This window comes from Streptosporangium sp. NPDC023963, assembly GCF_040639135.1.
Taxonomy (GTDB): domain Bacteria; phylum Actinomycetota; class Actinomycetes; order Streptosporangiales; family Streptosporangiaceae; genus Streptosporangium.
The window spans coordinates 640275-665621 of the sequence record NZ_JBEZZK010000001.1 but is presented as its reverse complement, the minus strand read 5'-3'; the positions used below and the strand labels follow the sequence as shown (position 1 = coordinate 665621).

22 protein-coding genes are annotated in these 25347 nt (G+C 71.7%); 14 read left to right on the top strand and 8 right to left on the bottom strand.

Going from position 1 to position 25347, the window contains the following annotated elements:
• Positions 1–58: 58 nt before the first annotated feature.
• Positions 59–1852: an AMP-dependent synthetase/ligase gene (locus tag AB0F88_RS02765; RefSeq protein WP_362676631.1), complete on the bottom strand. Its 1794-nt coding sequence runs from the start codon at positions 1850–1852 to the stop codon at positions 59–61.
• 218 nt (positions 1853–2070) lie between these two features.
• Here AB0F88_RS02765 and AB0F88_RS02760 point away from each other — a divergent pair, with 218 nt between their 5' ends.
• The 7 genes from AB0F88_RS02760 to AB0F88_RS02730 all read left to right on the top strand — a co-directional run bounded on the left by AB0F88_RS02760 (position 2071) and on the right by AB0F88_RS02730 (position 8967).
• Positions 2071–2838 carry a metallophosphoesterase gene (locus tag AB0F88_RS02760; RefSeq protein WP_362676629.1) on the top strand — a complete coding sequence of 256 codons (768 nt, stop codon included), beginning with the start codon at positions 2071–2073 and terminating at the stop codon, positions 2836–2838.
• A 67-nt stretch (positions 2839–2905) separates the two neighbouring features.
• Positions 2906–3343: an SRPBCC family protein gene (locus tag AB0F88_RS02755; RefSeq protein WP_362676627.1), complete on the top strand. Its 438-nt coding sequence runs from the start codon at positions 2906–2908 to the stop codon at positions 3341–3343.
• A 67-nt stretch (positions 3344–3410) separates the two neighbouring features.
• Positions 3411–4583, top strand: a complete 1173-nt coding sequence (locus tag AB0F88_RS02750; RefSeq protein ID WP_362676625.1) for an ArsA family ATPase — start codon at positions 3411–3413, stop codon at positions 4581–4583.
• Positions 4573–5700, top strand: a complete 1128-nt coding sequence (locus tag AB0F88_RS02745) for a hypothetical protein (protein WP_362676623.1) — start codon at positions 4573–4575, stop codon at positions 5698–5700. The genes AB0F88_RS02750 and AB0F88_RS02745 overlap by 11 nt, the downstream gene beginning before the upstream one ends.
• A gap of 26 nt (positions 5701–5726) precedes the next feature.
• Complete coding sequence (locus tag AB0F88_RS02740; protein ID WP_362676621.1) at positions 5727–6671, top strand: ROK family glucokinase; 945 nt, start codon at positions 5727–5729, stop codon at positions 6669–6671.
• A gap of 190 nt (positions 6672–6861) precedes the next feature.
• Positions 6862–7752, top strand: a complete 891-nt coding sequence (locus AB0F88_RS02735; protein WP_362676619.1) for an endonuclease/exonuclease/phosphatase family protein — start codon at positions 6862–6864, stop codon at positions 7750–7752.
• Positions 7753–7839: 87 nt separating this feature from the next.
• Positions 7840–8967 (top strand): hypothetical protein, encoded by a 1128-nt coding sequence (locus tag AB0F88_RS02730; protein ID WP_362676617.1) that lies wholly within the window; start codon positions 7840–7842, stop codon positions 8965–8967.
• 179 nt (positions 8968–9146) lie between these two features.
• On the opposite strand, the gene AB0F88_RS02725 is transcribed toward AB0F88_RS02730, so the two are convergent.
• Positions 9147–9623 (bottom strand): hypothetical protein, encoded by a 477-nt coding sequence (locus AB0F88_RS02725; protein ID WP_362676615.1) that lies wholly within the window; start codon positions 9621–9623, stop codon positions 9147–9149.
• A gap of 66 nt (positions 9624–9689) precedes the next feature.
• Entirely contained in the window at positions 9690–10454 is a 765-nt protein-coding gene (locus AB0F88_RS02720) for an alpha/beta fold hydrolase (protein WP_362676613.1), read from the bottom strand.
• A 149-nt stretch (positions 10455–10603) separates the two neighbouring features.
• On the opposite strand from AB0F88_RS02720, the gene AB0F88_RS02715 reads away from it, so the two are divergent.
• Positions 10604–11389 carry a lysophospholipid acyltransferase family protein gene (locus tag AB0F88_RS02715; protein ID WP_362676611.1) on the top strand — a complete coding sequence of 262 codons (786 nt, stop codon included), beginning with the start codon at positions 10604–10606 and terminating at the stop codon, positions 11387–11389.
• A gap of 39 nt (positions 11390–11428) precedes the next feature.
• Here the strand turns inward: AB0F88_RS02715 and AB0F88_RS02710 are convergent, their stop codons facing one another.
• A complete protein-coding gene (locus tag AB0F88_RS02710) occupies positions 11429–12436 on the bottom strand; it encodes a substrate-binding domain-containing protein (protein WP_362676609.1) in 1008 nt (335 codons plus the stop codon).
• A gap of 248 nt (positions 12437–12684) precedes the next feature.
• Here AB0F88_RS02710 and AB0F88_RS02705 point away from each other — a divergent pair, with 248 nt between their 5' ends.
• Both AB0F88_RS02705 and AB0F88_RS02700 read left to right on the top strand, forming a co-directional pair.
• Entirely contained in the window at positions 12685–14727 is a 2043-nt protein-coding gene (locus AB0F88_RS02705) for a bifunctional aldolase/short-chain dehydrogenase (RefSeq protein ID WP_362676607.1), read from the top strand.
• Between the two features lie 204 nt (positions 14728–14931).
• Positions 14932–16515: a rhamnulokinase family protein gene (locus AB0F88_RS02700; RefSeq protein WP_362676604.1), complete on the top strand. Its 1584-nt coding sequence runs from the start codon at positions 14932–14934 to the stop codon at positions 16513–16515.
• Between the two features lie 136 nt (positions 16516–16651).
• Here AB0F88_RS02700 and mmuM read toward each other — a convergent pair whose 3' ends face one another.
• Positions 16652–17524, bottom strand: a complete 873-nt coding sequence (gene mmuM, locus AB0F88_RS02695) for a homocysteine S-methyltransferase (RefSeq protein ID WP_362676602.1) — start codon at positions 17522–17524, stop codon at positions 16652–16654.
• Between the two features lie 292 nt (positions 17525–17816).
• Here mmuM and AB0F88_RS02690 point away from each other — a divergent pair, with 292 nt between their 5' ends.
• Both AB0F88_RS02690 and AB0F88_RS02685 read left to right on the top strand, forming a co-directional pair.
• Positions 17817–18308 (top strand): SigE family RNA polymerase sigma factor, encoded by a 492-nt coding sequence (locus AB0F88_RS02690; RefSeq protein WP_362676600.1) that lies wholly within the window; start codon positions 17817–17819, stop codon positions 18306–18308.
• Positions 18305–19135, top strand: coding sequence for a hypothetical protein (locus AB0F88_RS02685; protein WP_362676598.1), 831 nt, complete (start codon positions 18305–18307; stop codon positions 19133–19135). The genes AB0F88_RS02690 and AB0F88_RS02685 overlap by 4 nt, the downstream gene beginning before the upstream one ends.
• 171 nt (positions 19136–19306) lie before the next feature.
• On the opposite strand, the gene AB0F88_RS02680 is transcribed toward AB0F88_RS02685, so the two are convergent.
• Positions 19307–21670, bottom strand: a complete 2364-nt coding sequence (locus tag AB0F88_RS02680) for a VIT domain-containing protein (RefSeq protein ID WP_362676596.1) — start codon at positions 21668–21670, stop codon at positions 19307–19309.
• Positions 21667–22512, bottom strand: coding sequence for a MerR family transcriptional regulator (locus AB0F88_RS02675; RefSeq protein WP_362676594.1), 846 nt, complete (start codon positions 22510–22512; stop codon positions 21667–21669). The genes AB0F88_RS02680 and AB0F88_RS02675 overlap by 4 nt, the downstream gene beginning before the upstream one ends.
• A 124-nt stretch (positions 22513–22636) precedes the next feature.
• Here AB0F88_RS02675 and AB0F88_RS02670 point away from each other — a divergent pair, with 124 nt between their 5' ends.
• On the top strand, positions 22637–23104 hold the full coding sequence (locus AB0F88_RS02670) for a DNA starvation/stationary phase protection protein (RefSeq protein WP_362676592.1): 468 nt from the start codon (positions 22637–22639) through the stop codon (positions 23102–23104).
• Between the two features lie 118 nt (positions 23105–23222).
• Here AB0F88_RS02670 and AB0F88_RS02665 read toward each other — a convergent pair whose 3' ends face one another.
• Positions 23223–24095, bottom strand: coding sequence for a class I SAM-dependent methyltransferase (locus AB0F88_RS02665; protein ID WP_362676590.1), 873 nt, complete (start codon positions 24093–24095; stop codon positions 23223–23225).
• A gap of 523 nt (positions 24096–24618) precedes the next feature.
• Here AB0F88_RS02665 and AB0F88_RS02660 point away from each other — a divergent pair.
• The gene (locus AB0F88_RS02660; RefSeq protein ID WP_362676588.1) at positions 24619–25041 is read left to right on the top strand and encodes a nuclear transport factor 2 family protein; all 423 of its coding nucleotides are present in this window, start codon (positions 24619–24621) and stop codon (positions 25039–25041) included.
• The last annotated feature ends 306 nt before the right edge of the window (positions 25042–25347 follow it).

Genomic DNA, 25347 nt, shown 5'->3' with positions numbered 1-25347 from the left:
AGACCCGCGCGGGCTCCAGGGTGCCTGGAGCCCGCAGAGACCCCCTAGTTGTAGAGGGCTAGTTGTAGAGGGAGTCGACCTGCTTGGCGAAGTCGCGCATCACGATGTTGCGCTTGATCTTCAGGGTCGGGGTGAGGTGCCCGCTCTCCTCGCTGATGTCGATGTCGAGGATTGTGAACTTCTTGATCTGCTCGGCCTTGGAGACGAACCTGTTGGCGCCGTCCACCGCCTTCTGCACCTCGGCGACGATCGCCGGGTCGGAGCTGAGCTCGGTGAGGCCCGCCCCCGCCTTGCCGTTGGCGGCCTTCCACTGCTCCAGGGCCTCGACGTCGAGCGTGACGAGCGCCGCGACGAACGGCCTGTCGTCGCCGACCACCATCGCCTGGCTGATCAGCGGGTGGGCGCGGATGTGGTCCTCCATCGGGGCCGGGGCGACGTTCTTGCCCGCGGCGGTGACGATGATCTCCTTCTTGCGCCCGGTGATGCGGAGGTAGCCGTCCTTGTCGAGCTCGCCGATGTCGCCGGTGTGGAACCAGCCGTCCGCGTCGATCGCCTCGGCGGTGGCCTCGTCGTTGTTCCAGTAGCCCTGGAAGACGTGGCGGCCCTTGACGAGCACCTCGCCGTCCTCGCCGATGCCGATGGTGACGCCGGGGAACGGCTTGCCGACGGTGCCGATCTTGTTGGCCCCGGGCATGTTGACCGAGGACGGCGCGGAGGTCTCGGTGAGGCCCCAGCCCTCCAGGGTCTCGATGCCCACGCCGCGGAAGAAGTGGCCGAGCCGCTCGCCGAGGGCGGAACCGCCGGACACCGCCGTCGTCAGCCTGCCTCCGGTCGCGGCACGGATCTTGCCGTAGACCAGTTTGTCGAACAGGGCGTGCTTGAGCCGGAGGCCCAGTCCGGCGCCGCCCGCCGACTCCGCCCTGCTCCAGGCGACGGCGGTGTCGGCCGCGGCGTGGAAGATCTTCCCCTTGCCCTCGGCGGTCGCCTTCTGCTCGGCGCCGTTGTAGACCTTCTCGAACACGCGGGGCACGCCCAGCAGGAACGTGGGCTTGAAGACCTGCAGGTCGGGGGCGACGTTCTTCATGTTGGGGGTGTGCGCGAGGATTGTGCCGGTCTCGATCAGCACGATCTCGATGATGCGGGCGAAGACGTGCGCGAGCGGCAGGAAGAGCAGCGCCGCCCTGCCGTCCACGACGAACAGGCGCTCCAGCGGCCCTTGCGCGACGTTCCTGGCGGTGAACAGCAGGTTGTCATGTGTCAGGCTGCAGCCCTTGGGCCTGCCGGTGGTGCCCGAGGTGTAGACGATGGTCGCCAGGTCGGCGATCCCGCGCCCGGTCCTGCGCTCGGCGAGCGTGCCGTCGGGGACCTCGGCGCCGAGCGCGGTGAGCTCGTCCAGGGCGCCGCTCTCGATGCGCCAGATGTTCTTGAGGCCCGGCAGACCGGCCGCGTCCTCGCGGATGGTCTCCTCGTGCGACTCCAGCTCGGCGAACACGGCCTTCGCGCCGCTGTCGGAGATGATCCAGGCGACCTGGTCGGCCGAGGAGGACTCGTAGATCGGCACGCCGACCGCCCCGGCGGTCCAGATCGCGTAGTCGATCACGGTCCACTCGTAGCGGGTGCGCGACATCAGGGCCACCCGGTCGCCGGGCTCCACCCCCGCCGCGATCAGGCCCTTGGCCACCCCGGCGACCTGGTCGCGGAACTCCCTGGCGGTGACCGCCGTCCAGTCGTCGCCGACCTTGCGCCGCAGGGCGACGACGTCGGGCTCCTCCTCGGCACGCCGGAACACCGTGTCGGTGAGGTTGGCGGAGGCGGGGACATCCACCAGCACGGGGACGCTGTACTCGCGCACGGGTCACTCCTGGAGACGCACGATCGATGGGCTGCCTGGAAGTTATCGCGATAAGTTACGCATGAGTAAATTCGTCACCCAGGCGTTATGAAGAGGGATTTCAAGGTAGCAACTACCGTCGCGCCGGACCGTCGGCCGCGCCGTGTGTCCCCCTCGCGCTCCCGCCTTGCCAGGTTCATCACATATGGCCGTATTCATTGGTAGTTAGGATGTCCGGCATGCGGGTTCATGTCGTCAGCGATGTGCACGGAAGAGCCGACGCGCTGGCCCGCGCGGGAGACGGCGCCGACGCGCTGATCTGCCTGGGCGACCTGATCCTGTTCGTCGACTACGAGGACCACTCCCAGGGCATCTTCGCCGAGCTCTTCGGGGCCGAGCGGGCGGGGGAGTTCATCGCGCTGCGCACGGCCAAGCGGTTCGACGAGGCCCGGGCGATGTCGTCCGCGCTGTGGGCCTCGCTGGAGGGCGACCCGCGCGACCACATCGAGCGCTCCGTCCGGCGGCAGTACGGCGAGATCTTCGCCGCGATGCCGACTCCCGCGTACCTCACCTACGGCAACGTGGACCTGCCGGTCTACTGGCCCGAGTACGTCCGGGAGGGCCACCACGTGCTCGACGGCGAGACCGTGGAGATCGGCGGTCTTCGCTTCGGCTTCGTCGGGGGCGGCCTGCGCACCCAGTACCGGACGCCGCACGAGATCGACGACGAGGAGTTCGCCCGCAAGGTCGAGGCCGTCGGCGAGGTCGACGTGCTCTGCTGCCACATCCCTCCCGCGATCCCCGAACTGCTCTACGACGTGGTCGCCCGGCGCTTCGAGCGGGGCAGCGAGGCCACCCTGGAGGCGATCAGGCGGACCCAGCCGCGCTACGCCCTCTTCGGCCACGTGCACCAGCCCCTCGCCACCCGCACCCGGGTCGGCAGGACCGAATGTCTCAACGTGGGGCACTTCCGGAACAGAGGCGTCCCCTACGTCCTGGAGTGGTGACCGCGCGGTGGCCGCGCCCGGCCCCGCCGGGCGTACGCGGACGATCGTGAAGCAGTACGGTTGCCCCATGGCTGATCGCACCACCTCCAGCATCAAGATCGGCGCGGACCGGTCGACCATCATGACGGTCATCGCCGACTTCCCCTCGTACCCGGAGTGGGCCGGGCAGGTGAAGGCCGCGCGCGTCCTCTCCACGGGGGAGGACGGCCGGCCGGAAACGGTCCGGTTCGTTCTCGACGCGGGCGTGATCAGCGACGAGTACACCCTCCGCTACACCTGGCACGGCGACGAGTCCGTCGACTGGAGCGTCGCCGAGGCGGGAAAGATGGTCTCCGGGCTCACCGGGAGTTATCGTCTCGCCGACGCGGGCAGCGGCACCGAGGTGACGTACGAGCTCGCCGTCGACCTCAAGGTGCCGATGATCGGCATGATCAAGCGGAAGGCGGAGAAGGTCATCATCGACACCGCCCTGAAGGGGCTGAAGAAGCGCGTCGAGACCCCATGAGGGAGCGGGGCGCGCGGCACGGCGCGGTCGCGGAGCGGAGCCCCGCGCCGTCCCGCGGGGAGGCGGCGTGAGCAGGGTCCTGCTCTTCACCGGAAAGGGCGGCGTCGGCAAGACGACCGCCGCCGCCGCCACGGCCACGCTCGCCGCCCGGTCCGGGCTGAAGACCCTGGTGGTCTCCACCGACACCGCCCACTCGCTGGCCGACGCCCTCGGAGTGCGGGCCGGCGGGGAGCCCACGGAGATCGCGCCCGGCCTCTCCCTCCACCAGGTCGACACCCAGAGGGCGCTGGAACGCCAGTGGGGCGAGCTGCGCGACTACGCCAGGGGCGTCTTCGCCGAGCTCGGCCTCGACGAGGTGACCGCCGAGGAGATCACGGTGCTGCCCGGCGCCGAGGAGGTCATCGCGCTGCTGGAGCTGCGCGAGCAGGCGCGCACCGGGCTGTGGGACGTCATCGTCATCGACTGCGCCCCGACCGCCGAGACGCTCCGGCTGCTCGCCCTGCCCGAGGCCCTCGACTGGCACGTGAACCGGCTGCTGCCCATCGGCAGGCGGCTGCTGAGCACCATCTCCCCGCTGGTCCGCCGCCTGGCGCAGGTCAGCATGCCGGAGGACCACGTGATCGGCGCGGGCGAGCGGCTCCACCGGGGCCTGATGGAGGTGCGCGAGCTGCTCACCGGACCCGGGGCGAGCGTCCGGCTGGTGCTCACCCCCGAGGCCGTCGTGCTCGCCGAGGCCCGGCGCACGCTCACCTCCCTCAGCCTGTACGGCTACCGGGTGGACGCGGTGATCGCCAACCGTGTCTTCCCCTCCGGGGGCGCCGACCCGTGGCGGCGGAAATGGGTGCGGGCCCAGGCCCGGCACCTGGCCGAGGTCGAGGAGTCCTTCGCGCCGCTGCCCGTGCACACCGTGCCGTACCTCGAGGCCGAGCCCGTCGGCCTCGACGCCCTCGCCGCCGTCGCCGAGGCCATGTACGGAGAGGGCGACCCCTTCGCCCCGCCCTCCGTCGACCCGCCGCTGCGGATCACCGCCGAGGGCGAGCTGATCCTGGCCCTGCCGCTCGCGGACAAGGACGAGGTGGATCTGGCGCGCAAGGGCGACGAGCTGATCGTCAACGCCGGTTCCTACCGCCGGGTCCTGGCCCTGCCCGCCGCGCTGGCCCGCAGGTCGGTGCGGGACGCCGCGCTCCGAGACGGGTTTCTCCGGGTACGGTTCGAATCGGGAGGGCCTGATGACCGATAACACGAACGACGCAGAGAAGACCCCGAAGCCGCGCGCGCCGAGGAAGCCACGGAAGGCCGCCGGCGCCGCGACGCCGCCGGCCGAGGCCGGAGGCACCGAGAGCACCGGGAGCACGGAGAACACCGGGATCGCCGGAAGCACCGAGGGTCCAGAGGGCACCGAGGGCGCCGGCAAGGCCCAGAAGGGCCGGCGCGCGGGAAAGACGACCCAGAAGGGGCGGAGCGCGGACCCGGCCGGGAGGTCCCCGAAGGGCGGGCGCACCGGATCGTCCGAGTCCGTCGAGTCCGTCGAGTCCGTCGAGTCCGTCGTGCGGGTCGAGCGGGTCGAGTCCGTCGAGCGGCCGGAGAACGCGGGGAAGCCCGCGCGGGGCGAGCGCGTCGAGAAGGTCGCGCGCCTGGAGGTGATCGAGGTGGAGGCCGTGGCCGAGGCCGCGCCTTCCGGGCGGGACCCGGACCCCGAGCAGGTCCCGGGCTCCGAGCAGGCGGCGCGTACCGAGCGGACCTCGGGTTCGGCGCAGGCCGATCGCGACGCGCGCGCCGAGTGGTTCGAGGAGCGCGCCAGGCGGGCCAGGCAGGAGGAACGGGCCGGATGGACCCCGTGGGCCCGGCCCGGCGACCGCGCCGGGTCCGTGGAGCGCGAGAAGGACGGCGCGGCCGGGAAGCAGGAACGGGCACGGGACGAGCGGGCGCGTGACGAGCGGTCCCAGGGCGGCAAGGACCCGCTGGGCACCGCCGCCGAGGAGGCGTTCAAGCTCTTCGACACGCTGCAGCAGAAAGCGACCAGGGAACTGCGCAAGAACCTGATCAAGGGCACGATGACCGGGGTCGGCGGCGCGTTCTCCGGTGGTGGCCGCAGAAGAGAGCGGGACGTGTGGGAGGAGGCGGTCTCGGAGCATGAGGAGTACATCTGCCGGGCCTGCCCCGTCTGCCGCGCGATGGCCGCGCAGCGCGAGTCGGGCGGTGGCGGTGCCGTCACCGACCACCTCCTGCAGGCGGGCACCGAGCTGTTCGCCGCCTTCAAGTCGGCCGTCGACGGACTCGGCAAGCCCGCTCCCGCGCAGCGGGAACGGGAGCGCGAGCGAGGAGACACCCCCGTGGAGCACATCGACCTGGGGTGAGCCCAGGGGGAGAGGATGAATGGACAATGGCGCTGACCATCGGTGTGGACATTGGCGGTACGAAGGTCGCGGCGGGAGTCGTGGACGAGGACGGCCAGATCGTCGAGCATCTCTTGCGGCCCACCCCGGCGGAGAATCCGGACCAGGTCGCCCACACGATCGGTGACGCGATCCTGGAGCTCTCCAAGGGCCGGGAGATCGAGGCCGTCGGTCTCGGCGCGGCCGGGTTCGTCGACGAGACCAGGTCCATTGTCCGGTTCGCCCCCAACCTCGCCTGGCGCGAGGAGCCCCTGCAGAAGAAGGTCTCCGACATGGTCGGCCTTCCCGTCGTGGTGGAGAACGACGCCAACGCGATGGCGTGGGGCGAGGCCAGGTTCGGTGCCGGTCGTGGCGAGACCCACCTGGTGTGCGTGACCGTCGGCACCGGCATCGGTGGCGGCATCGTGTTCGACGGCTCCCTCTACCGGGGGCGCTGGGGCATGGGCGCCGAACTCGGCCACATGCAGGCGGTCCCCGGCGGACGTCTGTGCGGGTGCGGCAACCTCGGCTGCTGGGAGCAGTACGCCAGCGGGAACGCCCTGGTCAGCGAGGCCAGGAGGATCGCCGAGGCCGAGCCGGACCAGGCCGTCAAACTCCTGGAGATCGCCGGAGGAACGCCCGACCAGATCGAAGGCCAGGAGATCACCGAGGCCGCCCGGCAGGGCGACCCGGCCGCGCTGGCCGCGTTCTCCTCGATGGCCCGCTGGATCGGCCAGGGCCTGGCAGACCTCGCCGCCGTCCTCGACCCGGGCTGCTTCGTCCTCGGCGGCGGTGTCTCGCGTGCCGCCGACCTGTGGATCGACGAGACCCGTGAGTTCTACAACACCCATCTGAGCGGCCGGGGGCACCGGCCGCTGGCCGACATCCGCTGCGCCGAGCTCGGCGCGGCGGCGGGTCTGGTGGGCGCCGCGGACCTCGCCCGCAGGCGCTGACCGCCTCAGGCGCGTACTGCCGCCCGCACACCGGCGGGGCGGGTGGCCGGCGCGTCCGGCGGTGAGCGTGCCGACGGCGGCGGGTGGCCGGCGCGTCCGGCGGTGAGCATGCCGATCGGGGCGGGCGGCTGGTACGCCCGGCGGCGCGCGGCTATCCTCGCGGCACGCGTCGCGAAGTGAGGTGGCCGTGGTGCTCAGGATCGCCAGCTACAACGTGCGCTCGATGAAGGACGACGTCCCGGCGCTGGGGCGGGTGGTCGCCGCGCTCCGCGCCGACGTGCTCTGCGTGCAGGAGGCGCCCCGGTTCCTGTGCTGGCGCCGCAGGCGAAGGCGGCTGGCCGCCTTCGGCGGGCTGGCCGTGGCCGCGGGCCGCCGCAGGGGCGGGGTCGCCGTGCTGACCGGTCCCGGGGTGCGGCTGCTGCACGGGGAGGGCCGGCTCCTGGAGTCCTTCTTCCCCCTGGAGCGGCGCGCCATCGCGATCGCCGTGGTGGAGGCGGGCGGACGGCGGGTCGCCGTCGGGTCCATCCATCTGGACCTCGACGAGACCGCCCGCCGCCGCCACGCGGACGAGGCGGTGAGGCTCCTGCGGGAGGTGGCCGACCGGTTCGGCGCGCTGCCGGTGCTGGCGGGAGACATCAACGAGCAGTCCGGCCAGCCGAGCTGGCGGCACCTCGCCGAACGGCTGACCGACTGCTATCCGGTCTCGCCGCGCGGCGACGGCTTCACCTTCCCCGCCAGGGGCCCGCACAAGCGGATCGACGCGATCTTCGCGGTCGAGGGTTTCTCCGTGGTCTCCTGCGGCGGGGTCGACGCCGACCCCGCCGATCTGGTGGCCGCCACCGACCACCTGCCGGTGGTCGCCGAGCTGGACCACCCGCGCCCCGAAGGCGAGGTGCCCCCGGACCTCGTCGCGGACGCCGGTCCCGGTACGGACCCGGTGAGATTCCCCGGTACCGACACCGGCGACCACGCGGGCGCCGCGCGAGGGGGACCCGCTCCGGGCCTGCCGGGGGAGGCGGGAGAGCCCTTTCCGGGGGAGGCGGGAGAGCTGGGGGAGCCGGGAGGACCGGCGTCCCGATGACCAAGGACAGGCCGTCTTTCCAGATGGCACCGGTCAAGTGGGGAGACCGGCACACGGGGAGCGCGCGAGCCCCGTACCATTTGAAACATGACCCGTCGCCTTCCGCGGCGTGCGCTGGTTCTCTGCGCGGGAGGCCTGCTCCTGCTGTCTCCGCAAACGTTCCCAGCCCACGCCGATCCCGTCAGCCCGCCCGCGGCCGAGGCATGGCAGGCTCCGGTAAGCGCGGGCCTGAGCAGTGACGGATCGCTGTCCGACGTGGCGGGGGTCTCGGCCACGAGCGTGTGGGCGGTCGGCCAGCAGAGCGTCTGGGACGTCTGGCAGAGCCGCGGCGCGATCACCCACTGGGACGGTTCCTCCTGGAACGAGGTCGGCATCCGCAACGACCCGACCGGTGCCGGGCCCCTGCGTTCCGTCGCCGCGGCCTCGGCGACCGAGCTGTGGGCCGTCGGCGAGGGGCACGACGGCCTCCCCTATCTGGCGAAGGGGGACGGGGCGTCCTTCGACAGGGTCATCGTCGACAAGCTGCACTCGGGCGACTGGCTGGGCGGGGTGGCGGCCGTTCCCGGCCGGGTGGTCGCGGTCGGCCGCCGCGACAAGCTGCCCATGGTCGTCACCGGCACCGGCTCGAAGTGGAAGCTCACCCACCTTCCCGGCCGGGGCACGCTGTACGGGGTGGCGCTGTCGGGCAAGAACGACGGGTGGGCGGTGGGCGACACCGGTGGCAAGCCGTTGATCATGAAGCAGTCCGGCGGGCGCTGGAAGACCTATAAGACCCCCGAGATCGCCGGCGGCTATCTGCGTGACGTCCACCTCGACGGGCCCAAGCGGGCCCTCGCCGTCGGCGGCGTCTACCGGGAGGCCGGCGGGATCGTCCCGCTGGTCCTGTCGTGGAACGGCAAGAAGTGGTCCCGGGTGTCCCTCCCCGCCGGTGACGTCCGCCTGTACGGGGTGACGGGTGACCGCAAGGGTCACTTCTGGATCTCCGGGGTCGACCTGGAGCGGCCCGGCGAGGCGTTCCTGCTCCGCTACGACGGGCGCACGGTCAAGGCGCTGCGCGGTCCGGAGACCGCCGCCCCCCGGACGGTGCGGCTCCAGTCGGTGGCCTACCTGCCGGGCACCGGCACCGTGTGGACCGTCGGCCACGTGGTCGACGCCTCCGGCAAGTACACCGACGTGATCGAGCGCTTCGGCACCTCGGAGCGCGCCAAGCCGTAGCCGGGCGACCGGCGCTCGTGGACGACCCGCTCGGGCGAGCGCGGTCGATGGCCTGTTTCACCGGCTTCCACCGGCCGCGACCCTGTTCCGCCGGCCCACCGGCCGTGACCGGACGACCCGCTCGGACGAGCGTGGCCGATGACCCGCCCGGGTGGGGTGACCGTGACCGGACGCCTCGCTCAGATGACGGCGCCGTCGTCCCAGCCGGAGTCGTTGGGCGGGCCGTCGCCCATGCGGACCACCAGCGCCACGAAACCGCCGATGAACGCGGCGACCGCGGTGAAGAGCATCCACCCCTGCAGGTTCCAGTTGAGCGCGGCGCTCAGCAGCAGGTAGGCGGGGCCGCCGAACAGCGCCAGCCATGCGATCTTGGTGGTGGCGTCGGTCTTGGGCAGCGGGGGTGGGGGCGGGGGAACGTAGTGCCCCTCTTCGTCCTCGCCGCCGGACTGTTCCGTACCGGATTCGGTGTCGTCCGCGGGGTCGTCCTCCCGCAGGAGGTCCTCCTCGTCCGACTGTTTGATCACCCGTCGCGGAGGCTCGGCCGGAAGGTTCTCGCTGTCCGGCCACGGCTGATTCGCCGAGTCACGCTCGGCGGTGTCGTTGAAGGACGCGACGATCTGACGCCAGACCTCGTCCTCATCGCTTTGAGGTGTCACCTAGCTGGGCCCGTTGTTCATCGGCCGATCACTTTCTCCCGGAGACCGCGCATCCCCCGCTCGCGATCAGTCTCTCTGCAAGGGTACAGACGCGTTCGCGGTGATGAACTCCAGGCTCCCCGCAAAGATCCGATCAGCGTCGTTGTCAAGCGTCGCGACGTGATAGCTGTCGGCGAGTTCCACCACATTCAGATTCCCCCCGGTCAGCCTCTCACGCAGAATACGCACACTCCCCGGTTTCACAACATGATCCTGCGGACTATGGAAAACCAGGACGGGCTGGGTGATCTTACCCAGCTCCGATCGGGTCAACGACCACAGCCGCAGGAGGGTGGCCGCGGCCTTGACCGGCGTACGCGTGTAGCCGAGTTCGGCCGCTCCCTCCTTCTTGATGTCCCCGGCGATGCCGGGCACCGACGCGACCACGAACTTGAGCAGGGGCGCCAGCCTGAGCAGCGGCGCGTCGTTGACGATCGACGGGTTGACGACCACCAGTCCCTTGATCCCGTCACCGTGCACCTCGGCCAGCCGCAGCGCCATGCACCCGCCGAGCGACAGGCCCATGACGAAGACCTCGGCGCAGCTGCCGCGCAGGTCCGCCAGGGCCTTGTCCAGCTCGGCGTACCAGTCCTCCCAGCGGGTGCGCGCCATCTCCCGCCAGGTGGTGCCGTGACCGGGCAGCCTCGGCAGCGCCACCGTCATGCCCGCCGCCGCCAGGTATTCACCCCAGGGGCGCAACGACTGCGGCGATCCGGTGAATCCGTGGCAGAGCAGGACGCCGATCTGTCCCCCCGCATGGTGGTACGCCTCCGCACCGGGCATGACTGGCATCGCGGCTCCTAGTAAGGTTCGCCCGATCGTCGCACGACTGGGACGTGTTTTGCGAGAGGTCGATTTGGGTGGTTCGGTGGGGTAGGTGACCGGGATCGGAAGTGGGAGGATAACTCCAGGTCCACGCCTGTCAACCGAAGGAGCATCGAGTGTTCTACTGGGTGGTGAAGGCCATCCTCTCGCCCTTCCTCCATCTGATTTTCCGTCCCTGGGTGGAGGGCGTGGGGAACGTGCCGAAGGAAGGGCCGGTGATCCTGGCCGGAAACCACCTGTCGTTCGCCGATCACTTCTTCGGCGCGCTGTTCCTGCGGCGCAAGGTGATCTCCCTCGGCAAGTCCGACTACTTCACCGGCCGCGGTCTCAAGGGAATGATGAGCAAGGCCTTCTTCAGCGGTGTCGGCACCGTCCCCATCGACCGCTCCGGAGGCAAGGCCAGCGAGGCGGCCCTGCGCACCGGCAGGCGCATCCTCGACGAGGGGCACGTGCTCGCCATTTACCCGGAGGGGACCCGCTCCCACGACGGCCGCCTCTACAAGGGCAAGACCGGTGTGGCCCGCCTGGCGCTGGAGTCGCGCGTGCCGGTCATCCCGTGGGCGATGGTCAACACCTTCGAGATGATGCCCCCGGGCAGCGTCCTTCCCAAGCTGGGCATCCGCCCGGGGGTGAAGTTCGGCAAGCCGCTCGACTTCACCCGCTACTACGGGATGGAGGAGGACCGCCTCGTCCTGCGCGCCGTCACCGACGAGATCATGTACGCGCTGATGGAGCTCTCGGGTCAGGAGTACGTCGACAAGTACGCCGCGAGCGCCAAGGTCGAGGCCGCCCGCGCCGCCAAGGAGGCGAAGGAGGCGGCCAGGCAGGCCGCCAAGGAGGCGCGCAGGCGTCCTTCCCCGGGTGGCGACGGGTCCACCGGGTCAGGCGGGACCACCGGGTGAGGCGTGCTCAGGGAGCCGACTCTCGGATGGCCGGCGGGCTCAGAGGGTCGACTCGCGGACGACCAGCTCGGGCTGGAACATGATCTGCTGATGGGCGTGCGACTCGGGATTGTCGCACTCGTCCAGCAGTAGCTCGGTGGCGACCCGGCCGAGCCGGTGAGTCGGCTGCCGGACGGAGCTGAGCGAGACCGTCGACGCCGAGGCGAAGTCGATGTCGTCGTAGCCGATGAGGGAGACGTCCCGGGGGACCCGCACGCCCGCCTGGAGGAGCCCGCGCAGCATGCCCAGGGCGAGCAGGTCGTTCGCGCAGAACACGGCGTCGGGCAGTCGCCCCTCGGCGATCATCTTCTCCGCCGCCTGCTGCCCCGACCTGGCGTTCATCGCGCTCATCGCGATCTCCTCCAGCGTCTCCCCGGGGTCGCGGCCCGCCGCGGCCAGCGCCCGCTCCGCGCCGATCAGGCGGTCGGCGCACTGGCGGATGGTGAGAGGGCCGGTGACGTAGGCGATCCGCTCGGCGCCGGTGGACAGCAGGTGGGAGACCGCCAGCGAGCCGCCGGTGATGTCGTTGACCGCGACCGAGCACTGGTCGGCGCGTTCGGCGGGGTGGTCCACCAGCACCACGCTGATGCCGCGTTCCTTGAGCTGGTCGAGCTTGGCCAGGTTCGCCCCGGCGGGAGTGATGAGCACCCCGCGGACCCGCTGCTCAGCGAAGACGAGCAGGTTGCGCTCCTCCTTGAGCCGGTCGCCCGAGGAGTTGCCCAGGATCACCGCGTACCCGCGCTCGCTGGCCACCTCCTCGACCCCCGCCGCCACGTCGGTGAAGAAGGGGTTGCCTATGTCGATCACCGACAGGCCGACGGTGCGGCTGTGCCCGGCCCGCAGGCTGGAGGCGGAGCCGTGCCGGACGAACCCGAGGTCGCGGATGGCCTCCTCGACCCGGGTGCGGGTGGCCTCGGCGACCTTCTCCGGGCGGTTGAGCACGTTGGAGACCGTGCCGGGGGAGACCCCGGCCCGTGTCGCGACTTCCTTTATGCTCACCGAACTCATGTGTATTGATTAAAACGTAACAACCGGTGGTCCGCCAGTCGGTGCCGGTACTTTCGGCCCGCCTGACGGTTTCCGGCCCGCGATCCGGGGTGCGGGCGTTGACAGTGTCATGCGTGTCACATAGCTTTTTCACCGTCGTTAAAACGTTTTTAAGAAGATCTCACCTCGCCGCGCCCCCGGGTCTCCCACGAAGGCCCCGCCGGGTGCCCGCGGGAGGTGACAGGTGAACGAGTGAGCGGAGAGGTGTCATGACGTCGCCGGTTGAGGAACTGCTGCAGCGGTCGCACGCGCTGGGGGCCGATCCGCGGAACACGAACTTCGCGGGGGGCAACACCTCGGCCAAGGGGACGGCGGCCGATCCCGTGACCGGGACCCCGGCCGAGGTGATGTGGGTCAAGGGGTCCGGGGGAGACCTGGGCACCCTGGCCGAGCGCGGTCTGGCGGTGCTGCGGCTGGACCGGTTGCGGGCGCTGGCGGGGGTGTACCCCGGGGTCGAGCGCGAGGACGAGATGGTCGCGGCGTTCGACTTCTGCGCCTTCGGCACGGGTGGCGCCGCGCCCTCGATCGACACCGCGATGCACGGCCTGGTGGACGCGGCACACGTGGACCACCTGCACCCCGACGCGGGGATCGCGATCGCCACCGCCGCCGACGGGGAGGCGCTGACGGTGCGGATCTTCGGGGACCGGGTGGTGTGGGTGCCCTGGCGGCGGCCCGGCTTCCAGCTGGGACTGGACATCGCGGCGATCAGGAAGGACAACCCCCTGGCGATCGGGTGCATTCTGGGCGGGCACGGCATCACCGCCTGGGGCGACACCTCGGCCGCCTGCGAGGCCAACTCGCTGGAGATCATCCGCACCGCGGAGGCGTACATCGCCGAGCACGGCGGGGCGGAGCCGTTCGGGCCGGTGCTCGCCGGGTACGAGCCGCTGGACGAGGAGGCGCGGGCCGCGCGGGCGGCGGCGCTGTTCCCCGTGGTGCGCGGGCTCGCCTCCACCGACGCCCCGCAGGTCGGCCACTACACCGCCACCGGCGAGGTGCTGGACTTCCTGTCGCGCGAGCGCCACCCCGAACTGGCCGCGCTGGGCACCTCGTGCCCCGACCACTTCCTGCGGACCAAGGTGGCCCCGCTGGTGGTGGACCTGCCCGCCGGCGCGCCGATCGACGACGTGATCGCCCGGCTGCGGGAACTGCACGCCGCCTACCGCGAGGAGTACGCGGCCTACTACCGGCGGCACGCCGTGGAGGGCTCGCCCGCGATGCGGGGAGCGGACCCGGCGATCGTCCTGGTGCCGGGGGTGGGCATGTTCTCCTTCGGCAAGGACAAGCAGACCGCGCGGGTGGCCGGGGAGTTCTACGTCAACGCGATCAACGTGATGCGCGGCGCCGAGGCGCTCTCCTCGTACGCGCCGATCGAGGAGAGCGAGAAGTTCCGGATCGAGTACTGGGAGCTGGAGGAGGCCAAGCTGCGCCGGATGCCGCCCGCCCGCCCGCTGGCGACGCGGGTGGCCGTGGTGACCGGCGGCGGCTCGGGCATCGGGGCGGCGACCGCGCGCCGGCTCGCCGCCGAGGGGGCGTGCGTGGTGGTGGCCGACCGCGACCTCGGCGCCGCGCGCAAGGTGGCCGCCGAGCTGGGCGCGAAGGCGTACCGGCCCGAGGACGTCGCGGTCGCGGTGGAGGTGGACGTCACCGACGAGGCACAGGTGGTCGCCGCGCTCCGGGCGGCGGTGCTGGCGTTCGGCGGGGTGGACCTGATCGTCAACAACGCGGGCCTGTCGCTGTCGCGCTCGCTGCTGGAGACCACGACGGCCGACTGGGACCTGCAGCACGGCGTGATGGCCCGCGGGTCGTTCCTGGTCTCGCGGGAGAGCGCCCGGGTGATGATCGCCCAGGGAATGGGCGGGGAGATCGTGTACATCTCCTCCAAGAACGCGGTGTTCGCCGGACCGAACAACGTGGCCTACGGGGCGGCCAAGGCCGACCAGGCGCACCAGGTGCGGCTGCTGGCGGCCGAGCTCGGCGGGTACGGGATCCGGGTCAACGGGGTCAACCCCGACGGGGTGGTGCGCGGGTCCGGCATCTTCGCCTCGGGGTGGGGGGCCAACCGGGCGGCGGTGTACGGGGTGGAGGAGGAGAAGCTGGGCGAGTACTACGCGCAGCGCACCCTGCTCAAGCGCGAGGTGCTGCCCGAGCACGTCGCGGGGGCGGTCTTCCAGCTGACCCAGCTCACCCAGACCACCGGGCTGCACATCCCGGTCGACGCGGGTGTCGCGGCGGCCTTCCTGCGCTGACCTCCGGTCGCCGGTCCCCGGTTGTCCTCGTCCGGCTCCCGTCCCGCGAGGCGGGGGCCGGGGACGTTCCCGCCTCCTGATTTCCTGTTTCCTGTTTCCCGCTTCCTGAGAGGGGCTCGCATGCAGTCGGCACCGGGGACCGGAGGGTTCGCGCAGGCCGGACATCTCGCGCGGTCCGAACAGCCCGCGCGGTCCGTGCGGTCCGTGCCTGCTGGGCCGGCCGGGCGGACCGGGCGGTACGCCGCGGTCGACCTCGGCGCGTCGAGCGGCCGGGTGGTCGTCGCCGAGATCGGGCCGGACACCCTGGAACTGCGCGAGGTGCACCGTTTCGCGAACGTGCCCGTCCGGGCCGGCGGGACGCTGTACTGGGACATCCTGCGGATCCACCGGGGGGTGCTGGACGGCCTGCGCGCGGCGGGCCTCGTCGACGGCATCGGGATCGACTCCTGGGCCGTCGACTACGGGCTCCTGGACGAGGACGGCGCGCTGCTCGGCAATCCCGTCCACTACCGTGACGCCCGCACCGAGAAGACGGCCAGCCGGGTCCCCTTCGAGGAGCTGTACGCCCGCACCGGCATCGCCCGCCAGCCGTTCAACACCATCCACCAGCTCGCCGCCGAGACCCGGCTGGCCTCTGCCTCGACGTTGCTGCTCATTCCCGACCTGATCGCGTACTGGCTGACCGGGGAGGTCGGCGCGGAGCTGACCAACGCCTCCACCACCCAGCTGCTCGACGCCAGGACGCGCCGGTGGGACACCGTGCTGACGGCCGGTCTCGGCCCCGCGGCCAGGGTCCTGCCGCCGATCCGGCGTCCCGGCGAGGTGATCGGCCCGCTGGCGCCGGAGGTCGCGGGCGAGCTCGGGCTCTCCCCGGACACCCGGGTCATCGCGGTCGGCTCCCACGACACCGCCTCCGCGGTGGCGGCGGTCCCCGCGGAGAGCGAGCGGTTCGCCTACATCTCCTGCGGCACCTGGTCGCTGGTCGGCGTCGAGCTGGACCAGCCCATGATCAGCGAGGAGGGGCGGCGGGCCAACTTCACCAACGAGGCGGGCATCGACGGCACCGTGCGCTACCTGCGTAACGTCACCGGGTTGTGGCTGCTGCAGGAGTGCATCCGCACCTGGGAGGCGCAGGCCGCCCCGGCGGAGACCCCGCCCGGCGCGGAGCCGTCCACCGGGTCGTTCACCGGGTCGCCCGAAGAGCCGGCCGGCGGGGCTTCGGCCGACGCCGGGGCCTCGCCCGCCGGGGCGCCGGGAGGGCGGGTCGACCTGGAGGAGCTGCTCCAGCAGGCCGCCGGGGAGGAGCCGTTCCGGTCGGTCGTGGACGCCGACGACCCGATCTTCCATCCGCCCGGCGACATGCCCGGACGCATCGCCGACTTCTGCCGCCGTACCGGCAGGCCCGTGCCGGAGACCCGCGCCCAGACCGTCCGCTGCGTGATCGACTCCCTGGCGCTGGCCCACCGGGCGGCGATCGAGGACGCCCGGCGGCTCACCGGGCAGGCGGTGGACACGATCCACATCGTCGGGGGAGGCTCCCGCAACGCGCTGCTCTGCCGGCTCACCGCCGACGCCTGTGGCCTCCCCGTGGTCGCGGGACCCGTCGAGGCCACCTCGATCGGCAACGTCCTGGTCCAGGCCAGAGCCGACGGGGTCGTCTCCGGCACCCTCGCCGACCTGCGCGCCCTGGTCCGGCGCACCCAGCACCTGGAGCGCTACGAGCCGCGCCCCGATGCCGGGATCCCGCCGGCGGAGACGCTCGACCGGCCTGTTCCCGCCGAAGGGTGAGTGTCGACCGGCCTGTTCCCGCCGAAGGGCCGGCGGAGGGCCCGCCGGACCCCCGTAGGCGTGCGGCCGGGGATCCTGGGCGTGGGCGTGGATGCGGATGCGGGACGCTCGGAAGGCGCGGCGGCCGGTCAGGGCCTCACGGGGTGCCCGGCCCCATGAGGTGGGTGCGGATCTGGCGGATGTGCTCCGGAGTGGTACGGCAGCAGCCGCCGACGAAGGCGGAACCCGCGGCGGTCCACCCGGCCGCGGCCTCTCCGAACTCCACCGGGTCGGCCAGCCCGAGCCAGCGCCGGTTCGCGGAGTCCCAGACCTCGCCGGAGTTGGGGTACACCATGGTGGGCTTGCCCTTGATCTGTGAGATCAGGCTGAGCACGTGGCGCGGTGCCGTGCAGTTGACGCCGATCGCGATCACCTGAGGGTTCCCGGTGAACAACCCGGCGGCCATCTTGAGCGGGGTGCCGTCGTTGATGTGCTCGCCGTCGCGGCAGGAGAAGCTCACCCACGCCCGCATCTCCGGCGTCTCGGCGAGCAGCCGCCTCAGCGCCCTGGCCTCGGTGTAGGACGGGATGGTCTCGCAGGCCATCAGGTCGGCCTCGCTGTCGGCCAGGATGTGCCAGCGGTCGCGGTGCCAGTCGGTCAGGCCGTCCTCGTCGAGGTCGTAGTCGCCGGTGTACTCGGCGCCGTTGGACAGGTAGGCGCCGTACGGGCCGACGCTGGCGGCCACGGTGCCCGAACCGTGGGCGTCCCTGGCCTGGGCGGCCAGGTGCACGGAGAGCAGGATGAGGTCCTCGGCCTCGGCGGCGCTCAGGCCGCGACGTACGAACGCGGGGATGCTCGCCTGGTAACTCGCCGTTATCGCCACCTCGGCGCCCGCGGCGAAGTAGTCGAGATGCGCCTGCCGGATCACGGAGGGGTTCTCCAGCAGGAGTTTCGCCGACCAGAGGTCGTCTCGCAGGTCCGCGCCCAGCTCCTCCAAATGGGTGGCCAGGCCGCCGTCCAGAATCACCATCCCGCTACTTTATGTGGCGCGGCCCGAGTTGGAACCCCGCTCTTCCTGCCCTTGGTCCCGCTCTGTCCCATATCGGCCTCGCGGCATCTCCACCGCGCACGGTGATCCGCCGGTGATCCGCACCCGCGGGGGCCGGCTCCGGTGAGGGCACCGCGCCGATGACCGCGCCTCGTTTCCGTGGAACGGGGAACTTCCGTGGAACGGGGAAACGGCTACGCGTCGTCTCCCGCTGTCGTCCGAACCGGCTCGCCGCCGAGTAGATGTCTGTGAGACTTCAGGACGGAGATCGTGAATGGACGACGGGTTCGACGCTTACGTGGCGACGCGTTACGAGCGGCTTCGACATACGGCGTACCTGCTGACGGGCAACAGGGCGACCGCCGAGGATCTCGTGCAGACGGCGCTGGCCAAGGCGTGGGTGGCGTGGCGGCGGATCGAGGGCGACCCCGACCCGTACGTGCACCGGATCATCGTCAACACCCACGCCTCCTGGTGGCGCAGGAAGTGGCGCGACGAGGTGCCCGCCGAGCACCTTCCCGAGCGCGCCGACCCCCGGGACTTCACCGCCGAGGTCGGCAGCCGCCAGGTGCTCAGGGAGGCGATCGGCGGCCTGTCGAGGCGGCAGCGCGCGGTCATCGTCCTGCACTACTTCGAGGAGCTCACCCTCCCGCAGTGCGCCGACGTGCTCGGCTGCTCGCTCGGCACGGTGAAGACCCAGCTCGGCCGGGCGCTGAAACGCCTTCGCGTTCATTCGGAGATGCAGACGACGGGAGCGAAGCGATGATCCACACCGAGGACGAGTTGCGCGCGGCACTGGCCGAGGACGTCTGCGACACCCCCCCGGACGTGCGGGAGATCGTACGGCGTGGCCGTCGCATCAGGCGGCGCAGGGCCGTGGCGGGTGTGGCGCTCGCGGGAGCGGCCGCGGTCGCCGTGGCCCTCGTGGGTCAGGGGTTCTGGAGGAGCGCGCAACCGGTGGAGGAGCCGCCGACGGCGGCGAGGATCTCACCGCCGCCTCCCGCCCTGCCCCCTGAGGACCTCCTGGACGCCCCTCTGATCACGTCGTACGGTTTCACGACCATGCCCGGCAGCACGACGGTCACCTTCCAGCCGTTGAGCGCCTTCACCACGTACCTGGTCGTATGCGCCGATCCGAAGGCGGTGGTGGTGATCCGGAAGCACAACGGAGGCGGTACGGCCGGCACGTGTGGCAAGGATGGCTTCTACAACTACAACCATGACCGCACCGTCTCGCTGGAGCGGCCCCAGCGTCTCAAGATCTGGGTCCTGCCCGGTGACGCGTTGATCGATCCTCCCGGCCCCCACCCGAACCCGTACGAGGGCTGCAAGGTGGTCAGGAAGGAAGTGGGTCTGTGTGACGGCAAGTACATGGTGTCGGCGTTGCTCAGGCCCGGAGTCGTCGAACGGGTGTCCGCCGGAATCGAGCGGCGACCGGGGCGGTGGGCGGTCGGCGTCTACGATCAAGCGGACAGGACCGCACCGCCGGGGCCGACTCCGACGAGGACCGTCACCGTCGAACCGGACGATCGGGCGGGGGCGGCGACACGGCCGGGGCCGACTCCGACGAGGACCGTCACCGTCGGACCATGAGGCGGGCGGGCCCCTCCGCCGACGGGCCCGGAAATCGGCCCGGAGCACGCTCTTCGCGGGTGTTCGTGCCCGGAGATGGTCTCGTGACCGTTCGAACGGTCACGAGACCATCCCCCGCTCCTCAGGTCGGCACGGCGTCCCGTGGTGCTTTCCGGGGCGGGAGCGGCGAGGTCACCGCTTCCAGAACGGGCGTCGCCTGGCGGGACCCGCCAGGGACTCCAGGACCTCCACGGCCCGCCGCCACAGGGTGTCCACGTCCCCACCTGCCTGCAGCTCGCCGGCCAGGGCGGCCAGCTCCGCGTGGCCGCCGAGGTAGACGGCCAGGGCCGCGAGGCGGCTGCCCAGGTCCTCCAGCAGGCGCAGCCGCTCGGCGGCGGGCAGGGAGGCCGCGGCGCGCAGCCGCTCCAGCTCCTCGGCGAGCTGCTCCCTCGGCGGCTCCTGCGGGCCGCCCCGGGATCCGCCCCGCATCGGAGGAGCCCCCGCCGGTGCGGGACGCAGCATCCGGGCGCGGTCGTCGAAGCCTCCGGCCGCCGCGTCCTGCGGCAGGCCGCCGACGGCGGGGCTCGCCGCGAACTTCGGCATGGAGCCGGGACGGGCCATCCCCGGAGGCGCCCCGGGGGCCGGCGGCGGGCTCGGGGCCGGGGCCGCGCTCTCGAAGGCCATCGAGGTCATCATCATCGGCGCGGCGGTGACCGGGCTCCCCCAGCCGCTGGGCAGCTCCACCGGCTGGATCACCCGGTGCCCCGGGCCGCCCTCGGCGACCACCTGCGTGTCGACCGCGACGAAGGCGGTGAACCGGCAGAGCACCCCGTACCTGAGCGAGGTCTCGACGATCTCGGCCTCCAGGGACCGGTCACCGGCCGCGTAGCGGTCCTCCAGGGCCCGCAGCCGCGCCCGCGCCCAGATCGCCCGTACGGCCGGATTGTCCACCGTCGACGCGCCGACCCTCCGCTCCCACGGCGAGCCGTCGGCGCCCAGGCCCCGCACGGTCAGCGCCCCGGCGGCCGTGCCGCGGTAGCGGCCCAGCACGGTGAGCGGGACGCCCGAGTAGATCGAGCCGACGTGGCTCACCGTCCCGGTGACCAGGTCGAGCCCGTCGGCCTTGAGGGACAGGTCGGTGACCAGGGGGGCGCCGATCCGGCGGTGGATGTGCTCCATCGCCTCGTCCAGCCGGTCCTCGGACTCGACCAGCTCGCACCTGCCCCCGCCGAGCCCGGCCAGCCTGCCCAGGAAACCGGCGTTGACCGCCCTGTCGATGCCGACCGTGTGCACCCGCACCCCGGCGAGCGCGGCGCCGAGCCGCTCCAGGATCTGGTCCTCGTTGCCGACCTGCCCGTCGGTGACGAGCACCAGCACCCGGTCCCCGGCGGAGTCGGCGAGCAGCGCGGCGGCCCGCTCCAGCGGCGACAGCATCTCGGTGCCGCCGCGCGCCTCCAGCCTGGCCAGGTGCTCCACGGCCCGGTAGCGGTTGCGGTCGGACGCCTCGGACAGTCCCTCGCCCAGCCCCTCCGGGTACTCCACGACGGTGTCGAAGGAGAGCACCGCGAACCGGTCGCCCGAGGTGAGCGTGTCGACGATGCGGGCGGCGGCGCGCCGGGCGGCCACCATCTTCCAGCCGGTCATGCTGCCCGAGCGGTCGAGCACCAGCACGACGTCCTTGGCCCCGGTCCCGGCGGGCGCCGGTTCGGGGACGACGGTCAGCGTGAACGTGCCCTCGCTCTCGCCGTCCCCGTCCGGGGCGAGCGCGAGGGAGGTGGAGGCGTCGAAGGCCAGACGCAGGATGAAGTCGCGGTCCAGCCGCTCACCCGGCTGGAGGCGGATCGTCGTGCTCTCCTCCCGGACCACGTGCAGGCTGGAGCGGACCTCGCGCAGCTCCAGGCCGGCGGGGTCGACGGAGACGGCCAGCGACAGCCGGACCGGGTCGGGGAAGCCGGGCAGCAGCACCGGCGGGGTGATGCGGGAGGCGTCGGGGACCGCGTCGGTGTCCGGGGCCCAGCCGTCGCCCGCGCGCTCGCCGTCCAGCGGGGTGCCCGGGATGTAACGGGGGGCGACGACCAGCGGGAAGCGGAAGGTGGCCGCGCCGTCCTCGTACGGGAGCGGCTGGTTCAGCGTGAGGTGCACGGTGACCCGCTCGCCCGGCACGATGTTGCCGACCCTCATGGTGAAGACGTCCGGCCGGTCCTCCTCGGCGATCGCGGCCCGCTTCCCCTGGGAGATCGCCTGGTCGTAGTCGGCCCTGGCCTGGCCGCGCTCCTTGAGCACGCCCTCGATGACCCGGCCGTCGGCCTCCATCCTGAAGGCGGTCACGGCGGCCCGGTCGGGCAGCGGGAAGACGTACGTCGCCTCAAGGGCCACGTCGTGCGGGTTGCGGAAGCCCTGGACCACCTCGACCCCGGCACTCAGGCCGGACACGGCGGCGGTCACGTCCACGCTCTCCAGCGGCAGGTTGCCGCGCTCGGTGGCGAGCGCCCCCATCCCGGCGTCGGGGACGGGCAGGCACTCCTCCGGCGGCAGTGTGGTGATCGAAGTGGTCATGCGTGAATTCCTTCCGGAGGTGTGAGGCCGCGTTCGCGAAGGAGCGACAGGAGCCCCTCCGAGGCGGCGGCGATCTCGGCGAGGTCCTCGGGTGAGGGGGCGTGCCCGCCCGTGTCGAGCATCAGCGTCACGCCGTTCGCGAGCCGTACGCCGTGGACGATCACGGCTTGCGCGGCGGGCGTCGCCGGGATTTCCGGGGCGGGCGGCGCCGGGGGAGGGGGAGTTCCGCCGGGTGGGTTCTGAGCCGGCGGGACCGTGACGGAGGAGGGCGTGCCGGGGAAGGGCGTGCCGGACGGAACAGGGGGCGGCGGGGCTTCGCCGGAGGACGCCGGAGACGGCTTCGGCGGAGCGGAGCCGGTGACCGCCGAGGCTGCGGCCGCCGGGGCTGTGGCCGCCGGGGAGGCGGGTGCCGGGGAGGCGGAAGGGCCGGCCCAGAAACGCGGGCGCGCCGCCCGGGGGGAGCCGGTCTCGGCCGGAGACGCGGGCGGGTGCCCGGGGACGGGTTCCGGCGCGTTTTCCGGCGTGTTCCCCGGCGAGGGCTCGGGGAGCCGGGCGATCGACTCCAGGGTCTGGTCGGTGGCCCCGGCCAGCTCGGCCTGGATCTCGGCGATGGTCCGGCCGTCGGACTGGCGCCGCTTGACGGCGACGATCTGGAGCAGGTGGCGCCTGCCGTACATGGCCACGCGGCCCCGGCGGGCAGACGGGGGGTCGAGGAGACCGATCGTCGAATACCAGCGGATGAGGCGTTCGTTGGGCATGTCCCTGACCCGCCCGTTGAGCTGGGCGGTGGGGGCCAGCGCCGCGGATGCCCGCTCGGCCAGTTCACCGATGGTCCATTCCATGCCTCGATAGTGACACTGTAATCATGACAGTGTCAACATGATGGCCGGAATAGGGAAGTGGATAGATGGGTACGGACATTTCGTAGCAAAGGGGAAACTAAGCTCGAAACAGGGGGAACGCTTCATGTCCGCGATCACCAGCCCACTCACGCCAGAAGACAAGAAGACCATTGCCGTCGTGCTCCAGGGGGCTCTCGTCGACCTGATCGACCTTTCGCTCTTGACCAAGCAGGCCCACTGGAACGTGATCGGCCACAACTTCCGGTCGCTGCACCTGCAGCTCGACAAGATCGTCTCGTCGGCCCGGAAGCACGCGGACACCGTCGCCGAGCGCGCGGTGGCCCTCGGGTGCAACCCCGACGGCCGGGCCTCCACGCTCACGAGCACCAGCGAGGTGCCGCAGCTGGAGTCGGGCTACCTCAACGACGGCAAGGTCGTGGCCGCCATGACGGACATCCTCGGGTCCATCATCCGCCGGATGCGTGAGCGCATCGAGGCCGCCGAGCAGCCCGACCTGGTCACCCAGGACCTCCTCATCGAGATCACGCAGGACCTGGAGAAGCACCACTGGATGATCGAGGCACAGCGCTAGATCGTCTTCCGAGGCACCCCGGCCCGTGAGGGCCGGGGTGCCTTCCGCGTGAGTTCCGGTCAGATGGATGGGCCCGGTCGCGCCGCAGGATCACTTCGGAGGGATCGAACACGTCCTTCTAACGCTGAAAGTGCCACAACAGCATCGACGGCGTTCCGGCGATGGCCGCGTGCGCCGCCTCGGGCGCCAGGTCACACAGGGCCCACGGCCATACCTCCCACGGCTCCAGGACATCGGTCCGCTCGCCGGGCTTCTCCGGCGGGTGCCGTGGCTCCTCGCAGCGCCGTACCCGGAGCCCGGCCGCCAGCGCGGCTCGCAGGTAGTCACCGACCAGGTGGCGGTAGGTGGCCACCCTTCCCGGCCGGCCGTCGGGCAGCCGTACGGGCGGGACCACTCCCCGAGCCACGCCCTCGGGATGGATGTCGGTGATCACCAGGTGCCCACCGGGCCGCAACACCCGCGCGAACTCGGCCAGCACCGGGTCCAGGGCGGGCACATGTGTCAACGCCAGCGAGCAGACCACCAGGTCGACGGACTCGCCGGGCACCGGCAGCGATGACAGGTCACCCAGTTGGAACTCCGCCTGCGGCACCCGCCGGCGCGCCCGCTCCAGCATGTCGGGTGAACTGTCCACGCCGCGCACCCGATGGCCGCGCCCTGCCAGATAGGCCGCGATCCTGCCGGTGCCGCACGCCGCGTCCAGCGCGTCGCCGGGCGGCAGCGCGTCGACCAGCTCCCTGATGAAGGGCTCGTCGGCGTCGAACGCGGCGTTGGGGGTGTCATAGGTCTGCGACCAGATCCGGTAACCGTCCACGGTGTCCACGCGGGCCACCTCGACAGCGGCGCAGGCAAGGGAGTCGTCGTCGAGGAACTCGCGGATCTCGGTCAGGCGCGCCTCGACGAACGCGCGGTCGTGCTCGCCGGTGTAGGCCCGCATCAGGGCGATGCCCTCAAGTCCGAGCACGTACGCCAAAGGATGCTCGTAGATCACCGCGACACGCTAACGGCGGCTGCCGCGAGGAGGCCACCGGATTTCGAACCGGACGGGCACGCGCTGGATGCGCCAGGCTTCCAGGGCCTGAACTCCTCAGGAGCCGCCGTCCCGAGCACGCTCTGGAACGCCGGGAGAGGATGATCGCGTTCCCGTGGCGCTACGGGGCGGGGACCTTCCTGTCGCCGTCCCCTAGCTAGACCAGGTCGGAGTGAGCGGTCCGAGGCGACTCCTGCAGGCCAGAGCGATGGTCTGTTCAGAGAAGCCTGCGTTCGATACCATCCGGGCGCACCAGCACGCCACCGGCGCGCTCCGCATCCCACGCGACACCCGGGCCGAGTGGGAGGCGTTCGTCGGCGGCGTCAAGGACGGCGAGTTTGATTTCCCCGCCCGTTGACCGTACCGGCCGCCGAGTGGCACGGCCGGGCAGTGAGGCGATTCGCCTTGCCCCCCGGCCTCTGCGGGTCCCGTCATACCTCGGTGGTAATCGACGGGCGGCGCCCGGAACCTAGAGGCTTGTGGCATGAGTGATGAAACCCGTGACATCGTGGAAGAGTTGCTGCGCCGGATGGCCGAGGGCGATCACGGCCGTACGGCGGAGTTGTTCGCCGAGCCGGTCGACTGGCGGCTCGCCTGGCCCGCCGAGGGGCATCCGGCGGTGCCGTGGATTCGCCCCCGGTCCGGCCGGGCCGACGTGGCGGACCATTTCCGGTCGCTGGAGGCCCACCACGTGCCCGAACTGAACGGCACGTCGGTGGCGCGGATCCTGGTCGACGGCTCGGACGCCGTCGTGCTCGGGGAGATCGCGCAGACGGTGCGGGACGGCGGGACCTCGTACACCTCACCGTTCGCGTTGCACCTCACCGTCGAGGACGGGCTCGTCACCCGCTTCCACATCTACGAGGACAGCCTCACGGTCGCGCGGGCCCTCAGCGCTCAAATGTGATCGCGAAGGGTCCCTTCCGTCGTGGTGTCGAGGAATCGTGGTGTCGAGGAAAGGGCTCACGCTGCCCGTCAGGCACCACCCTCTTCCGAGATCCTTGGTTTTCCGGAGATTCGCCCTCCGGGTGACGCCCGGAACCGGATCCGCGCCCGGCCGCCCGGGGCGAGACTCCCGACGGCCGGACGAGGATCCGAACAAGGGCGTCGATACCGTGCCGCACGCTGTTTTGACGGAAACCCTCATGTAAAAAATTGCTCGGCATTCCGCCTATAGGCTTCCGTTTCGTGCCGAAACGATCATCGATTCTCT

Excerpts from the sequence above, each read along its gene's own strand:
- AB0F88_RS02670 (WP_362676592.1), top strand. The coding sequence starts at position 22,637 with ATGTCCGCGATCACCAGCCCACTCACGCCAGAAGACAAGAAGACCATT.
- AB0F88_RS02730 (WP_362676617.1), top strand. The coding sequence starts at position 7,840 with ATGACCCGTCGCCTTCCGCGGCGTGCGCTGGTTCTCTGCGCGGGAGGC.
- AB0F88_RS02720 (WP_362676613.1), bottom strand. The coding sequence starts at position 10,454 with ATGCCAGTCATGCCCGGTGCGGAGGCGTACCACCATGCGGGGGGACAG.
- AB0F88_RS02660 (WP_362676588.1), top strand. The coding sequence starts at position 24,619 with ATGAGTGATGAAACCCGTGACATCGTGGAAGAGTTGCTGCGCCGGATG.
- AB0F88_RS02740 (WP_362676621.1), top strand. The coding sequence starts at position 5,727 with ATGGCGCTGACCATCGGTGTGGACATTGGCGGTACGAAGGTCGCGGCG.
- AB0F88_RS02755 (WP_362676627.1), top strand. The coding sequence starts at position 2,906 with ATGGCTGATCGCACCACCTCCAGCATCAAGATCGGCGCGGACCGGTCG.
- AB0F88_RS02685 (WP_362676598.1), top strand. The coding sequence starts at position 18,305 with ATGATCCACACCGAGGACGAGTTGCGCGCGGCACTGGCCGAGGACGTC.
- AB0F88_RS02710 (WP_362676609.1), bottom strand. The coding sequence starts at position 12,436 with ATGAGTTCGGTGAGCATAAAGGAAGTCGCGACACGGGCCGGGGTCTCC.
- AB0F88_RS02745 (WP_362676623.1), top strand. The coding sequence starts at position 4,573 with ATGACCGATAACACGAACGACGCAGAGAAGACCCCGAAGCCGCGCGCG.
- AB0F88_RS02760 (WP_362676629.1), top strand. The coding sequence starts at position 2,071 with ATGCGGGTTCATGTCGTCAGCGATGTGCACGGAAGAGCCGACGCGCTG.
- AB0F88_RS02675 (WP_362676594.1), bottom strand. The coding sequence starts at position 22,512 with ATGGAATGGACCATCGGTGAACTGGCCGAGCGGGCATCCGCGGCGCTG.
- AB0F88_RS02705 (WP_362676607.1), top strand. The coding sequence starts at position 12,685 with ATGACGTCGCCGGTTGAGGAACTGCTGCAGCGGTCGCACGCGCTGGGG.
- AB0F88_RS02680 (WP_362676596.1), bottom strand. The coding sequence starts at position 21,670 with ATGACCACTTCGATCACCACACTGCCGCCGGAGGAGTGCCTGCCCGTC.
- mmuM (WP_362676602.1), bottom strand. The coding sequence starts at position 17,524 with ATGGTGATTCTGGACGGCGGCCTGGCCACCCATTTGGAGGAGCTGGGC.
- AB0F88_RS02690 (WP_362676600.1), top strand. The coding sequence starts at position 17,817 with ATGGACGACGGGTTCGACGCTTACGTGGCGACGCGTTACGAGCGGCTT.